Annotated in this window: 13 protein-coding genes; 5 read left to right on the top strand and 8 right to left on the bottom strand. The window is 43.6% G+C overall.

Going from position 1 to position 14,020, the window contains the following annotated elements; translation table 11 throughout:
• Positions 1 to 7 precede the first annotated feature (7 nt).
• The 5 genes from MgSA37_RS02260 to MgSA37_RS02240 form a co-directional block, all read right to left on the bottom strand.
• Positions 8 to 613, bottom strand: coding sequence for a hypothetical protein (locus MgSA37_RS02260; RefSeq protein WP_096349650.1), 606 nt, complete (start codon positions 611 to 613; stop codon positions 8 to 10).
• 167 nt (positions 614 to 780) lie between these two features.
• The gene (locus tag MgSA37_RS02255; RefSeq protein WP_096349649.1) at positions 781 to 2,079 is read right to left on the bottom strand and encodes a M20/M25/M40 family metallo-hydrolase; all 1,299 of its coding nucleotides are present in this window, start codon (positions 2,077 to 2,079) and stop codon (positions 781 to 783) included.
• 149 nt (positions 2,080 to 2,228) lie between these two features.
• Complete coding sequence (locus MgSA37_RS02250; RefSeq protein ID WP_096349648.1) at positions 2,229 to 2,777, bottom strand: hypothetical protein; 549 nt, start codon at positions 2,775 to 2,777, stop codon at positions 2,229 to 2,231.
• A gap of 165 nt (positions 2,778 to 2,942) precedes the next feature.
• Complete coding sequence (locus tag MgSA37_RS02245) at positions 2,943 to 3,290, bottom strand: hypothetical protein (protein ID WP_157750386.1); 348 nt, start codon at positions 3,288 to 3,290, stop codon at positions 2,943 to 2,945.
• Between the two features lie 233 nt (positions 3,291 to 3,523).
• On the bottom strand, positions 3,524 to 5,404 hold the full coding sequence (locus MgSA37_RS02240; protein ID WP_096349646.1) for a M61 family metallopeptidase: 1,881 nt from the start codon (positions 5,402 to 5,404) through the stop codon (positions 3,524 to 3,526).
• A 399-nt stretch (positions 5,405 to 5,803) separates the two neighbouring features.
• Here MgSA37_RS02240 and MgSA37_RS02235 point away from each other — a divergent pair, with 399 nt between their 5' ends.
• From MgSA37_RS02235 to MgSA37_RS02225, 3 genes are read left to right on the top strand one after another with little or no spacing between them, the layout of a single operon-like run.
• The gene (locus tag MgSA37_RS02235) at positions 5,804 to 6,862 is read left to right on the top strand and encodes an SAM-dependent methyltransferase (protein ID WP_232010769.1); all 1,059 of its coding nucleotides are present in this window, start codon (positions 5,804 to 5,806) and stop codon (positions 6,860 to 6,862) included.
• A 53-nt stretch (positions 6,863 to 6,915) separates the two neighbouring features.
• Positions 6,916 to 8,055 (top strand): alpha/beta hydrolase, encoded by a 1,140-nt coding sequence (locus MgSA37_RS02230; protein ID WP_096349644.1) that lies wholly within the window; start codon positions 6,916 to 6,918, stop codon positions 8,053 to 8,055.
• 28 nt (positions 8,056 to 8,083) lie between these two features.
• The gene (locus tag MgSA37_RS02225; RefSeq protein WP_232010768.1) at positions 8,084 to 9,400 is read left to right on the top strand and encodes an NAD(P)/FAD-dependent oxidoreductase; all 1,317 of its coding nucleotides are present in this window, start codon (positions 8,084 to 8,086) and stop codon (positions 9,398 to 9,400) included.
• Between the two features lie 4 nt (positions 9,401 to 9,404).
• Here the strand turns inward: MgSA37_RS02225 and MgSA37_RS02220 are convergent, their stop codons facing one another.
• Positions 9,405 to 10,007: a hypothetical protein gene (locus MgSA37_RS02220; RefSeq protein WP_096349643.1), complete on the bottom strand. Its 603-nt coding sequence runs from the start codon at positions 10,005 to 10,007 to the stop codon at positions 9,405 to 9,407.
• Positions 10,008 to 10,048: 41 nt separating this feature from the next.
• Positions 10,049 to 10,228 (bottom strand): hypothetical protein, encoded by a 180-nt coding sequence (locus MgSA37_RS28680; RefSeq protein ID WP_197706069.1) that lies wholly within the window; start codon positions 10,226 to 10,228, stop codon positions 10,049 to 10,051.
• Positions 10,229 to 10,346: 118 nt separating this feature from the next.
• Here MgSA37_RS28680 and MgSA37_RS02210 point away from each other — a divergent pair, with 118 nt between their 5' ends.
• Positions 10,347 to 11,144, top strand: coding sequence for a DUF1365 domain-containing protein (locus MgSA37_RS02210; protein WP_096349642.1), 798 nt, complete (start codon positions 10,347 to 10,349; stop codon positions 11,142 to 11,144).
• Positions 11,145 to 11,228: 84 nt separating this feature from the next.
• Positions 11,229 to 12,467 carry an SAM-dependent methyltransferase gene (locus tag MgSA37_RS02205; protein WP_096349641.1) on the top strand — a complete coding sequence of 413 codons (1,239 nt, stop codon included), beginning with the start codon at positions 11,229 to 11,231 and terminating at the stop codon, positions 12,465 to 12,467.
• A gap of 64 nt (positions 12,468 to 12,531) precedes the next feature.
• Here MgSA37_RS02205 and MgSA37_RS02200 read toward each other — a convergent pair whose 3' ends face one another.
• Positions 12,532 to 13,878 (bottom strand): MFS transporter, encoded by a 1,347-nt coding sequence (locus MgSA37_RS02200; protein WP_096349640.1) that lies wholly within the window; start codon positions 13,876 to 13,878, stop codon positions 12,532 to 12,534.
• Between the last annotated feature and the right edge of the window lie 142 nt (positions 13,879 to 14,020).

Genomic DNA, 14,020 nt, shown 5'->3' with positions numbered 1-14,020 from the left:
GCCTCCGTTAATTCGCAGCTATTTTCGGCAGCGCCCTTCCGCTCAGCAGCATATAGATCCCGTAACCTGAAGTTGCAATTGCAATCCCCACACCGGTAAAAGCAAGCATACCATTTTCCGTAAAGGTTTTATTGAGTGTTAAAACAATGGATAAAATAGCAATAATGGTGCTCCAGCTTGCCAGGTAATAATCGATGGTGCGTTTAAATACTTTTGCCAGCGGGAAGAAATGCAATCCAACCACCAGCGCGAGTACCGGGATAGTTAATTGCGGGTAACCTAAATTGATCACCACATTGATCCCTATAAAAATACCCAAACCTTCAGCACCAAAGATGATTCCGAACCATTTACCCATCCGCTTTTCTTCAGCAAGATCCGCTTCGGAAGTTAATTTGGGATAATATTTGGCCATGCCAAACAGTTTCACGGCATTGATCACAAACACTATACTCAGCGCCGGGAATACGATCATTAAAAACCACCAGTTGGTCGTTTTTAATCCGCCATAGGCAATACCGGCCCATAGTAAATTAAAAAAAGCCATCATACACAAGCCGGTGGCAATGCCTTTAACAGCTACATCCGGGACGATAGGAGATTTTTCTTCCATATAGATTCTAATAGCCGATAATTTCTATTTAAAAACACTTCTTTCGCCTCACCTAAACGGCGCCGCCCTCACTCATCCTCTCCAAAGGAGAGGCCTTGAAAAAAAGAAGATTTAATTTAACTATTCTTTACTCCCTCTCCTTTGGAGAGGGCCGGGGTGAGGCAATATTATCTTTCCAGTTTCGCCACCCGTTTTGGTGTATCCTCTCCTGAAACTATCGTTCTTGAACTCAGCGCTATTGCCCGGATCGTAGAAGTAATATTACCCATGTCCAGCGTGCTTAACTCGTCCCCTACAGTATGATACAATTTGTCTTTATCGATCTGGTCGGTGGAGATGGTATGCGCCGGTACGCCGACCCTTGCCAGGGAGGCATTATCGCTCCGGTAAAACAGGTCCTGCTCGGGGTATGGGTCCGGGAAAAACTTAAAGGCGGTGCCTTCGAGGTTTTTTTGCAGGATAGGACCAAAATCCGAACGCTCAAACCCGGTAATAAAGGCTGAATTTTCGCCAAATTTGGCAGCCTTGCCAATCATCTCAATATTAAACATGGCCACCACTTTATCCGGCTCCACGGTGGTTGCGAAATACTGGGAGCCATATTCGCCGATCTCTTCGGCTGTAAAGGCAACAAAAACCAGTGTGCGGGCATTGTTGTCCAGTTTTTTAAAATACCTGGCCAATTCAATTACCGCGGTAGTACCCGAGGCGTCATCATCGGCCCCGTTGGCAATACTATCGCCCTTTACGGGTTTCAGGATACCTAAATGGTCGTAGTGGCCCGAAAAGACCACATATTCATTGGGTTTTGTCTTGCCCGGGATGATGCCCGCGACGTTAAACAGCGGCAATTGTTCTTTCTTCCCGGTGTAGTTTACTTCAAAGGTTTTAAGGTCATCATGATTGCCCAGTACAAAAACCAGCGCCTGGCCATCATTGGGTTTAAGGCTCACCGATCCATTTTGCAGGCGGCCTTTCAGCATTTTAAATATATCAGCAAACTTAGGATCCACCAATATCAGCAGTTTTTTGCCGCTGCTTACATAGCTCCGGTATTCCGTACGGAAGGTTTTATCGGCTGTTAGTTTTACTATTTCCACATCGGGGCTGCTACTCCAGTTTAAAGCGGCTGCGCTGGTGTTGGCAAAAACGCTGTCGGCGCCAATAGCTTTGCCGTTGATGGCAACGCCCAAATTAACCGGGGTAGAATGCGTCATGGCAAAATTTTGGCGGAAGCCGTCATCACCGGCCAATGGCTTAAGGCCAATGTTTTTGTATTCACTTTCAATAAACCGCGCGGCTTTTTCAATCCCGGGCGTAAAAGTGGCCCGGCCCTGCATATCATCCGCGGCAAGGGTGCTGATGATGCGCGTAACATCATCCTGGCTGATGAGTTTATTTACATCCTGTGCGAAGCCGCCAAATGCTGCCGCCAGTAAAAATGTGGAGAGGAATATTTTTTTCATGTGATTTTTTGAACTTTTGAAGATAAAAATTAATTCCTGAAATGCTAATGGTTCGGTGGTTAATTCCGTGTTTTTTCAAGGGGGACCCAACGTCCGATTTCTTGTAACTGTGGATACACTGCCACGGACAGCTTGGTTTGTTATAATACTTACACATCCAGCCCATCCATTTCTACAAATTCAAGGGTACCTTCTGCAACACTTTCTAGTGTATTAATACCGATCCAGTAATTTTTTTTACCAATTTTAACTTTTTTTGATTTTTTACGGATATATGAAATTAATAAGTTGTACGCGTTCTTTAACTCGCTATCCGGAATAAATTTTTCATTGTAATGATAATAAAAAGGATAAATACCTATCGAACCCGGCCCAATTTTATTATAGTTCCTTTCTGCAAAAAATGGAGTATAAAAATCTATCGAAGGTCCACCGTACCTTTGCATGATATAATAAATTCGTTTATTGTCTTTCTCGTAATTGTCCATTTCCAATGAATAAGCTTTGTACTTTTCAGAGATGATAAAAAACCTAACACATTCATTCATATATTTTCGATAATGGCCGAGGATTTTGATGACGTAATAAGAGTTGTCCTCGTATTGCATATCGGGAATGATAGTGAAAGCGTTATCAAAGCAAAATTTAACAAAATCTTCACGTTCATTTAGATTTAAAAAAAAATTCATCTCTGCCATTTTAATTGGGTACCTAAAAGATTTGTTTGATTTGGGATATTAACCCTGTTAATCAAGCTCCCAGCCGCAAGTAGGTACAATCTAAGGACAGCGGACGGTATTGTAGTTACAAACTACATGCATAGTAGTCCGTAGGTACAATCTACAGACAGCGGACAGCGGGCGCTATTCGGTTTCCTTTGCAGCATGGCTATTTGTATAGACCTCAAGCTTTGGTACTATCTCTTCATTAAATCTATCATTTATCCGTTTTCTGTCTTCATCGCTCAATTCATTGTATTTAAACCAGCGGTAACCTATGTTAATTGCTCTAATTGCAATTGTCGTTTTTAGGTTACTTCGATAGCCCACGGAATCACCTAATATCGTTACGTAATACATTTCTTCTGGGGATATTTTAAAATAAACTATTTTACCATTTAAAAACCCAAAACCTCTTTGAGACCAATTGTCTAAATCCCGCCATTTTTCGGGTATCATATATTGGGGATTTTTAGAAAATATGCTATCCATTCCTACCTCAAGTGTCTTTCGCGAAACAGGAAAGAATATTCTAGGAGAACTACCTAACGAGTCCCTCGAATAGTTACACCCTACAAGATGAGGCATAGAAAACGTAAAAATCAAGCAAACTAAATATCGAGATTTAAAAAAGTATTTCATATAAATTTTACTTTGTTGAGTAGGTTTAAATGCACTCCCCGCTAGTGCTGACCAAAAAGGTAAGCCCCGGCAGGGTAACCAGTTTATTGCACCTTTGAAGACAACCACTTACTCCTGAAATCTTTTTGCCCCTGGGTTAATTCCTTGCCGGCTTTTTCAAAGGTAACCACTTCCTGGTAAGGGTTTTCTTCCAGCGTTACCGTAGTTTCGTGGTTGCCGGTGCGGTTTTTATAGCTCACCACTATTTTATCGCCTATGTTTTTGGTGGCCACAATATCATCTACCTCTTTTTCTTCCTTCACTTCTTTTCCGTCGATCTTTAAAATCACATCACCAGCATCAAGGCCTGCTTTATAAACCGGCGTGCCTATTACAGTACTGGTTAAAATAGGGATGCCTTCGCTGCCGCTGGTACGCGCCTGGCCCGACCGGCCCCTGCGGCCCGAGCCGGTTAAGGAACCTGCCCATGCTTTGCCCGGCGCCGCTTTGCGCAGCAATAGCCCGGCTTTGGCCAGCAGTGTTTCGTAATTGCTTTTATCAACCCCATAAATGCAGTGGTTAAAAAAGTCAGCAGCAAATTTGGGGCTATTGGTTACTTTGGCAAGGTCGGCCTGCAGGTCGGGTACGGTATAAGGTTTCATTACTTTACCCCTGTCCAGCCAAACGGTGCGCATATAATCGTCCAGCGTCAGGTGAAAATCGCTGCGCAGGATCAGGTCGAGCGCCAGTGCAGTGGCGCCTCCATATAGGTAATAGCTGGTAAATACATTGTTATCATTGTTCGGATCGATGGAAACACCGGCATCCGCAAATACAGCGTAACGGCTCATCTGGGTCGGCGGGTATTTGGCCGCGGCAGGCGTATGCAGTACCGAATTAACCAGCCCGCTCAAAGTACGGGTATAATCATCAACCGTATGAAAGCCGGACCGCTCCAGCAGCAGTTCGCCATAATATTGGGTAAAACCTTCAGCAAACCAAAGCTCGCTGCTCATATTTGCATGCTCGAAATTAAAAGGCTCTAATGATTTGGGGCGTATGCGTTTCACATTCCAGCTATGAAAATACTCATGCGAAAAAGTACTTAATAAACGCACTTCATTCCCCTCTACCTTATCAATCGGCTGTACGATACAGGTAGAGTTACGGTGCTCCATACCGTCGCCCGAGACTGTCGGGTAAACATCATCCAAAAAAGTATATTCGCCGAAATCATAGGCCGGCAACTCACCAAATACGGCTTTCTCTTCCAGCACCATTTTTTGCACCATTTTACCAAAGTTATCAATCACCGGCTGTGCATCGTCCGAGTGTACGGTTAGGTTGATCTTTTCGGTTTTACCATCGGTATTCACCACATCCCAGCTGCTTTCTTTAAAGTTTGACAGTTCGGTAGGGCTATCCATCATGTATTGCAGGTTAGGCGCGCTGTACACATTGGCACCTTCATGTTTCAATTGGGTAGCCACTTTCCAGCCATATTTATCCAGGTCGTTAAATGCAAATTTTACCGGCCGTGCCTCCTGTTCTTTACCAACCACCCACATAAAGGCGGCAGGCATATTCAGATGCGCGTGGCTTTCGTCAATACTGGCGTAGGTGCCGTCGGTCCAGTTGGCAAAAAGCGTATAACTGATCCTTACCGTAGCCGGGTGATCTTCGGCCACCTGGAAAACGTCGCCCTCCAATTGCTTTAAGGCGATAGTTGCGCCATCAACAGTTGAGGCAGTTACATTGTAAACATTTTTGCCAAACTCGTGCGTGGCATAGCGCCCCGCTGATGAACGGCTCATCCGCACATTAAATGGCCCGGAAGGCGCCGAAGGGATGGTGATCATGATCTCCGCCTCGTGGTGCGCAGCATTGGCGAAAGACACTTCGTAAAAAATAGCCTTTTGTGCATCCTGGGCATGGGACAGGGCAATAGTAAAGCAGAAGCCAGCTAAAAAGATCAGTTTTTTCATAAATATGGGGTCAGTTATCAGTAGTAAAATTAACAGCGCTGAATTTACTATTAAATCAGTAAATGTTTTATATCAATATTATTACGATGAATGAAGAACATTAAAAAAAAGTTTTCTACCCTCTTTTTTGCCTGCAAAAGAGAGGGTGGTCAAGCAAAGCGATGACCGGGTGAGTCAACCCCGGCGGACATTACCGCCAATGCAGGGCGGCGAGTTTACTCACCCCGACTGCGCTACGCTGGTCGACCCTCTCTAACGCATGCGTTAAAGAGGGTAATGCAATTTTTCCCTTCGCTCATCCTGGAATATAGCTAAAAGCTCTAAAATTTTAATTTTCGCAATCCGTACCTTTTCAAAAAACGTAAATCCTGCACAAAACAATTACATTTAAAAAACGATTTGGCAAAAGCCAAACCTGCACACATGTGGTACGATAAACTGATTGAACAAAACAAAGTCCCTGATTTTTTATTGCGGCAGGGCATCCGGAAGTTATTACAGCAGCGGCTGGATGATGAAAACAAAGGCGATGTGGAAACACAGCAGGCACACCTGATGGCGCTGATCGATCAGCTTAAAGCATCGCCCATCGCCGTAAATACGGCAGATGCCAACCAGCAGCATTATGAAGTACCAACGCAATTTTACCAGTACTGCCTGGGCAAAAACCTCAAATACTCCAGCGGGTACTGGAAACCGGGCGTAACGGATATTGATACCTCGGAAGACGATATGCTGGGACTCACCTGCCAGCGTGCGGAACTGGCCAATGGCCAGGCTGTGTTGGAACTGGGTTGCGGCTGGGGTTCACTGTCGCTTTACATGGCTGCAAAATTTCCGGGGAGTACGTTTAAGGTAGTATCAAATTCGCGCACGCAAAAACAACATATCGACGAACAGGCCAAACAACGCGGCATTAAAAATTTGACGGTGATCACCGCCGACATGAATACCTTTAGCATTGATGAGCAATTCGACCGGGTGGTGTCTGTCGAGATGTTTGAACACATGCGCAATTACCAGTTACTGATGAAAAAGGTGGCCTCCTTTTTAAAACCCGACGGGAAGCTTTTTATCCATATTTTCACTCATAAGGAATATGCCTACCTATTTGAGGTAAAGGACGATACCGACTGGATGAGTAAATACTTTTTTACCGGCGGCATTATGCCCAGCGACGACCTGCTATTTTATTTTAACGATGATTTATCTGTCGAAAAGCACTGGCATGTTAACGGCACCCATTACGGCAAAACAGCCGAGGCATGGCTAAAAAACATGGACGCGCATAAAGCGGAGATCATGCCTCTTTTTGAAACCACCTATGGCCATGACCAGGCCGTAAAATGGTGGGTTTACTGGCGCATATTTTATATGGCCTGTGCAGAATTATGGAATTTTAACAAGGGTAACGAATGGATCGTGAGCCATTATTTATTTCACAAAAACGCAAAATAATTTGATGCCGTTAAGAGACGCAAAGTATTGCGTCTCTACATAATAATTTTTCTATGATCCGATTCTACTTGCTCATTATTGTTTCCCTCATCTCCCTGCTGGCATTTTTAAAAGCCCCCGAATATCACCTTTGGCTGCTGGCTATCGTGGTGACTGAATTTCCGCTCATTTTCTTCGGCATCAGCCTGGTGTTAACATTAACCGGTTTTTGGGCGCATAAATATCAAATGGCCGGTACTGTTTTAGGCGTGGTAACCATGCTGATCTTTTTATCGCCAATTGTAAGGGCCTGGTGGGTAGCGAAAGACCTTAAGAAAAACATGGAACAGGCATTTAATGCTGATCCGAATTTTGATTCCTCTTTTAGTTTTTTCAGGCTATTCAATGTTACAAAGGCGGTTTCTTACAAAACATTTGACTACGTAAAATACAACGATACAACCCTTAAACTCGATTTCTATCCGGCGCAATCGGCAGATGGTGATTTTTTATTAAACCGGCCCTGTGTAATTGTAGTCCACGGAGGCTCCTGGGCGGGCGGCGACAGCAGGCAACTGCCTGAATTAAACAGTTACCTTGCTTTAAAGGGTTATAATGTAGCCGCTATAAACTATCGCATGGCGCCAAAGTGGCAAACACCGGCACCTGTGGAGGATATACAGGCAGCTATAGCTTATTTAAAAACACACGCGGATGAGCTGCACATTGATACCAAGAATTTTGTATTGCTTGGCCGCTCGGCCGGCGCACAGATCGCTACGTTGGCCGCTTATACGATCAATGAACCCTCGTTAAAGGGTGTAATTGATTTTTATGGACCGGAAGATATGGTTTGGGGATATTCCATCCCGTCTAACCCGCTGATCATGGACTCAAGGAAGGTAATGGAGGATTATATCGGAGGCACTTACAGCAAAGTTCCTCAAAAGTATTTTGCCTGCTCTCCATTGGAATTTGTGAGCAAAAAGTCGCCGCCTACGTTGGTCATTCATGGCAGTAACGATGTACTGGTTTCGCCTGAGCATAGCCGCCGGCTCAACTTAAAACTGCAACAAAACGGCATTAAACATTACTGGCTTAAACTGCCATGGGCCACCCATGGCTTTGATTATAATTTAAACGGCCCGGGCGGACAATTGTCTACCTTCGCGGTAGCAACATTTTTAAAAACTGTATGCCCCCAAACCCCCTAAAGGGGGAGGAATAAAATATTGATACTACATGGAAATGAATACAGGCACTATAAGCTCCTCCGCCAATGGGCGGAGGTTAGGGGGCAAAACAGCCATTATCGGGACGGGCATAGCAGGCATGGGATGTGCCCACTTTCTGCATCAGCAAAGTGACCTTACGATTTACGAACAAAATGATTATGTAGGCGGCCATACCAACACGGTTACCGTTGACGAAGATGGCAAGCCGGTTTATATTGACACGGGTTTTATGGTGTTTAATTTTAAAACCTATCCAAACCTTTGTAAGCTTTTTGATGAGATCAAAGCCCCGGTAAAAAAGACGGATATGTCGTTCAGTGTACAGCATGTGCCGAGCGGATTGGAGTACAGCGGATCGAGCGTCAACCACCTGTTCGCCCAGCGTAAAAATCTTTTCAACCTTAAATACCTCAAAATGCTGAACCAGATCGGCAGGTTTAACAAGGAAAGTATAAAGATCCTGGACGATCCCAAATATGCCAATTACTCCATAGGTGAATACGTTAAGGAATTTGATTTTGGCGAGGATATGCTGTGGAAATACCTGGTGCCGATGAGTTCGGCCGTTTGGTCGACGCCAATGGAGCAGATGCTTGATTTTCCGGCGGTAACGCTCATCAGGTTTTTCCTTAACCACGGTTTTTTAGGGCTCGATACCCAGCACCAGTGGTACACCCTTGAAAAAGGCAGCCGGGCCTACCGCGAAATCCTCATCAAGCCCTTTAAAGACCGCATCAGCATCAACCGCAAGGCGGTAAAGGTTGAGCGGCAGGCAACCGGCAAAGTGGTGATTCATGCTTCCGATGGCACACAGGAAACATTCGACAGGGTAATTATTGCCGCGCACGGCGACCAGGCACTCCAAATGCTGGAAGCACCGACCGGCGCAGAGGAACGGCTATTGTCGAAATTCAAATACCAGTATAATAAGGCAGTGCTGCATACCGATACCAGCATTATGCCCAAAGCCAAACTGGCCTGGAGCAGCTGGAACTACCGCATCCAAATGCAGGAGGGCAAACTGACGCCCACCACCATTTACTGGATGAACCGCCTGCAGCAGGTATCAGATAAAAAGGATTATTTTGTTTCCATCAACCCGCATAATGGGCTCGATGAAAGAAAAATCATCAAAGAACTGGATTATGAACACCCGCTATTTGACGTGCCTGCCATCAATGCCCAGGCCGAACTGCACCGGCTTAATGAAACGGGTCCGGTTTATTTTTGCGGCAGCTATTTTAAATATGGGTTTCACGAGGATGCCTTTGCCAGCGCGGTGGAGTTGTGCGTAAAATTACTTGCTGATAGAATGACTTTTTGAAACATTAACTATCAGTATTTGCGATTAAGTTCATTTTTCCATCTTTTTTATTCACTAAAAAGAACATATCACCATCGTGAAAACCCCATATCGAAATAAAATCATTATTCGTTTTAAGATTTAATAAAGCCTCTCTTAGAACCAGTCCGCTATAGCCCAAAAAAATTGTATATTCCGAAAATCTTCGTTCATCATCAGACCACCTCTCTTCACTAATAAAACTATCTGAAACGAGCCACAACCCTTCAATTAAGTGGGACTCTCCGTAATTATCACAATCGTATGTCCACCCATCAGATAAAATACTGGGATCGCAATCTGAATTTAAACCAATTTCTACGTTGGAACCACTGCCATTCTCCATGTTTAAAGTATCAAGCCCTAAGTATATTCCTTTTGTGTTCGAAAATTCATCGATAGTTTGCTGTAACCAAATAGTTGATGCCTCTGCATCTTTTTGCAAATCCATTTTTCTAAATGTTTCCCAGATTTTCGACGACAATGCAATGTCACAAAAATTAAGAATGTTTTTAAACGCTTGTACCGGGTCAGGCTGATTATTGATTTCTAATAGAATATTACCAATCGGCAGTGCTTGAAAATCCATATTGAGTTAAAATATAAGCGAAAGTGGCACTTTCATTTTTTTTATTGCATTTTATTTATTCTTCCACCAAACAAATCTTTCTGCAAGGTGGTTTTGGTTTCTCGCTTAGTGAATATTTGCGTTGAATCTACTTGTAATTCTTTTTCGAACTCGTCTAGGTTTGGCATACCAATTTTACCGATAAGTTTATCCTGAACTTCATCCAAAGTGTATGTTTTCATCTCTTTTATTATTAAGCAAGATAAAAAAGTTTTGTTAAAATGAAACTTTTCTCATTATCTAAAGTTCAGAAGTTCGCAAATCTAATCCATCTGATTCTTACTATTTTTCGTAGATTACATGATGAATTCCTGCCTCTATAAAGCAAAAGTAATGCACCACCGCCTGGCGCCTAAAGTGCACCGGTTCCATTACAACGTATTTATGTTTTATTTAGACCTGGATGAGATCGACAGCCTTTCCGAAAAGCTGAAATTCATGAGTCGCAACCGGTTCAATCTTTTCAATTTCAGGGATAAGGACCATTTGCAATTACCGAAAGAAAAACCAGATACCTCCCAAAATATCCGGGCGCATATCACCAATTATTTAGCATCAAACGGCGTTGCTATCGGCAACGGCCGCATTATGGTGCTTACTAATTTGTGCACCCTGGGTTACCAGTTTAACCCGGTATCGTTTTATTATTGTTATGATGAGGCGGGCCAAATAGTATGTTCCATAGTGGAGGTCTGTAATACTTTCCTTGAAATGAAGCCCTATTTTTTGGGTTGCGAAACGCTGAAGGACGAAGAGTTTAAACTGAATACCACCAAGTTTTTTTACGTGTCACCATTTATTGACATGGATACCAATTTTGATTTCGACCTGCACATCCCCGGCGAAAAATTACAGGTAAAAATTGATGATTATGACAAAGACGGTAACCGTTTTTTTACCAGCACCTTAAGTGGCAGGCGCAAGCCTTTAAAAGACGCCACGCTGCTGCTTTATTTTTTGAGTTTTCCATTTATCACGCTAAAAATAATAAGTTTGATACACTGGCAGGCATTAAAACTTTGGCTAAAAAAGATCCCCTACCATAAAAAAGGAGACGACCTCCCGCTGCAAAAAGAGGTGTATCGTCCTTATAATTAATTTAATTTTTTGTACCTTAACAAAACTTTCAACCAATTATTTTACGTACATATTTCACGCAACACGTACAGCATTTATTGAATTATGGCCAATACCATTACTATCGCAAAAAAAGGGAGTTTATACCAGGATATTGTTTTGAAATTCCTTTCCAAAATGGAGAACGGAACTTTATACCTTACCCTGCCAAACGGCGAAAAGATCGCTATGGGAAATGGTGATAGTACAATTACTGCGAACATCATCATAAATAGCGAAGCGTTTTATAAACGTGTTATTTTATATGGCGATATTGGTTTTGGCGAAGCCTATGTGGATGGTTTGTGGGAGACGGACAATATTACCAATGTGATTAAATGGGTACTGCTTAATGTTGAGAATGCGCCCGGTGTTTCGGGCAGTAATATACAAACCGTGTCGCTTAACTTGCTGAAGATCTATAATAAGCTGTTTCACAAAAAAAGAGCTAATACCGTTGAAGGATCACGAAAGAACATTTCGGAACATTACGACCTGAACAATGATTTTTTCGCCAGCTTCCTGGATCCGACCATGACCTATTCCAGCGCTTATTTCTACCGTGATGGGTTATCCCTGCAGGAAGCACAATTGGCCAAATATGAACGCTTATGCCGCCAGCTGCATTTAAAACCACAGGACCATGTGCTGGAGATCGGCAGCGGATGGGGCGGCAACGCCATTTACATGGCCAAAACTTATGGCTGCAAAGTTACCTCATTAACTATCTCCGAAGAGCAGCATAAAATGGCTGTTGAGCGCGTGGAAGCTGAAGGATTGAGTGGCAAAGTAAAAATCCTGCTGAAAGATTACCGCCTGATGGATGGCACCTTCGATAAGATTGTATCCGTTGAAATGCTGGAGGCCGTTGGCTATAAATTTATGGACGTTTACTTTAAAAAATGCCATGAGTTGTTAAAGAAAAACGGGATACTGGCGCTGCAGGTAATCACCTCGCCCGACTCAAGGTTTGAGAGCCTGCGCAAAGGCGTGGACTGGATCCAGAAACATATTTTCCCGGGCTCACTGCTCCCCTCTGTTGGCGCCATAAATCATTCCATCAATAAAACCGGCGACTTAACCCTGGTCGACCTGAAAGATATCGGCCTTGATTATGCCAAAACCCTGAAACTCTGGCATGATGCCTTTAATGCAAATCTCGCCAAAGTAAAATCGCTTGGCTTTGATGAAACGTTCATCCGCAAATGGAACTATTATTTGTGTTATTGCGAAGCTGCTTTTGCCATGCGCAATATCAACGTAATGCACCTGGTTTACGCCAGGCCGAATAATACGGTAAGGTAGGGTGAGCTGTAGTTTGTATTTAAATGTTGATTAAAGTTAAACTCAATCAACTTATTCAACTCAATCAACCAATTTTCCTTTCCCGGAAACGGGTAAAGAAAACAAAGGCGATCAAACAAAGCACAAAACCGCAGATGCCATTAAGGCGCAGGCCATAATCATGACCGGGGTCTTTACCATAAACAGTTAAAAAGGCAAACAGTGCTATTCCCAAAGTTTGCCCCAGTTTTACAAACAGGAATTTTACTGCAAAAAACATCCCTTCCCGGTTTTCGCCTGTTACCCGGGCGTCCCGTTCGGCTATTTCTGCAAGGATGGCGTTAGGTAAAATACCCAGCGACGCCAGCGGGAAAGCCGCTAATAAAACCAGCGTATAGACCTGCGCCTTCGGAGAAACCGGGAATTTGCCTAAAAAGTAGATCATGGCAAAAATCAGGCTCAGCAAGGCGAAAGAAAACAGCACCAGGCTCTTTTTGCCATGCTTATGAGAGATATAATTGATCAGGGGATAAAATATCAATGAGCCAATTACCATCGTTCCCATCAGCAGGCCCCCCATTGACTCGGGCAGGTGAAGCAACACGGTAACAAAATACAATAAGCCGCTGGATATGATGCTTAATGCCATATAAAAGGAGAAATCGGAAATGAGGTAGTATTTAAAATTACGCTGGCTAAAAGTTTTCCGGATAGCCAGCAATATAGGCAAATGCGTAGGTTTTTTACTTACCAGGTATTTTCGCTCGTCGATAGCCAAGACGGGTATCAGCATAATGATACCTGCAAAAACAGCTAAACCCCAGATAGTATATTGAACGGCTGAATCGCGGTTGGTAACGTCAAAAAGATGCTGTACCAGGTCGGCGAAATTATTTACCAGTGCGCTGATGATAATGCCGATAACAAAACCCACCTGCTGAAAAGATGATAGTTTAACTTTTTCAGCGCCGGTATCGGTGAGTTCGGGCAGCAGGGCATTATAGGGGATGATATAGGTAGTAGCACCCATAAAAAAACCTATTAAGGTAATGATAATCCAGAAAGCATTGTGCATACTCTCACCCCTAACCAATGGGCAAAAGGTAAGGCCGCAAAAAAGCACAGCAGGCAGTATGGCCCATTTCATAAAGGGGATGCGTCGCCCTTTGCGATGGCCGCTTTTATCACTCATCGAGGCAATAAAAGGATCGTAAACAGCATCGACCAGCCGGCCGGAAGCCGCTATAAGCGACATGATATTCAGCACCCCAAAAACCAGGAACTGGGGAACCAGCGGTATCAAGCCTGAACTGGATGGCGGCAAATAAAAATAAGGCAGCATCACGATGATGATATTGGTCATGATGCTCCAGCCGATCATCCCGCAGGCATAGGCAATTTGTTTTTTAAAGGGGAGCTTTTCTACGGGCATAATTATAGTGCACGAATTTCACGAATTGAAACGAATATCACGAATTTAGATTGTTTGATCCGTGTCAGCTTATGCTATTGATATTGCAGCCCTTTAAAATGCACCCCGGTGATTGATGAGCAAATCACCGGGGTAAAAAAGA

Origin of the sequence: Mucilaginibacter gotjawali (genome assembly GCF_002355435.1) — a bacterium.
GTDB lineage: Bacteria > Bacteroidota > Bacteroidia > Sphingobacteriales > Sphingobacteriaceae > Mucilaginibacter > Mucilaginibacter gotjawali.
Note: the sequence above shows the minus strand (reverse complement) of the source record. Positions and strands in the feature narration are given on the sequence as shown.

Coding starts and splice junctions, on each gene's coding strand:
- MgSA37_RS02260 (WP_096349650.1), bottom strand. CDS start 613: ATGGAAGAAAAATCTCCTATCGTCCCGGATGTAGCTGTTAAAGGCATT.
- MgSA37_RS02210 (WP_096349642.1), top strand. CDS start 10,347: ATGATGAATTCCTGCCTCTATAAAGCAAAAGTAATGCACCACCGCCTG.
- MgSA37_RS02245 (WP_157750386.1), bottom strand. CDS start 3,290: ATGGATAGCATATTTTCTAAAAATCCCCAATATATGATACCCGAAAAA.
- MgSA37_RS02220 (WP_096349643.1), bottom strand. CDS start 10,007: ATGGATTTTCAAGCACTGCCGATTGGTAATATTCTATTAGAAATCAAT.
- MgSA37_RS02200 (WP_096349640.1), bottom strand. CDS start 13,878: ATGCCCGTAGAAAAGCTCCCCTTTAAAAAACAAATTGCCTATGCCTGC.
- MgSA37_RS02225 (WP_232010768.1), top strand. CDS start 8,084: ATGGAAATGAATACAGGCACTATAAGCTCCTCCGCCAATGGGCGGAGG.
- MgSA37_RS28680 (WP_197706069.1), bottom strand. CDS start 10,228: ATGAAAACATACACTTTGGATGAAGTTCAGGATAAACTTATCGGTAAA.
- MgSA37_RS02230 (WP_096349644.1), top strand. CDS start 6,916: ATGATCCGATTCTACTTGCTCATTATTGTTTCCCTCATCTCCCTGCTG.
- MgSA37_RS02205 (WP_096349641.1), top strand. CDS start 11,229: ATGGCCAATACCATTACTATCGCAAAAAAAGGGAGTTTATACCAGGAT.
- MgSA37_RS02250 (WP_096349648.1), bottom strand. CDS start 2,777: ATGGCAGAGATGAATTTTTTTTTAAATCTAAATGAACGTGAAGATTTT.
- MgSA37_RS02240 (WP_096349646.1), bottom strand. CDS start 5,404: ATGAAAAAACTGATCTTTTTAGCTGGCTTCTGCTTTACTATTGCCCTG.
- MgSA37_RS02255 (WP_096349649.1), bottom strand. CDS start 2,079: ATGAAAAAAATATTCCTCTCCACATTTTTACTGGCGGCAGCATTTGGC.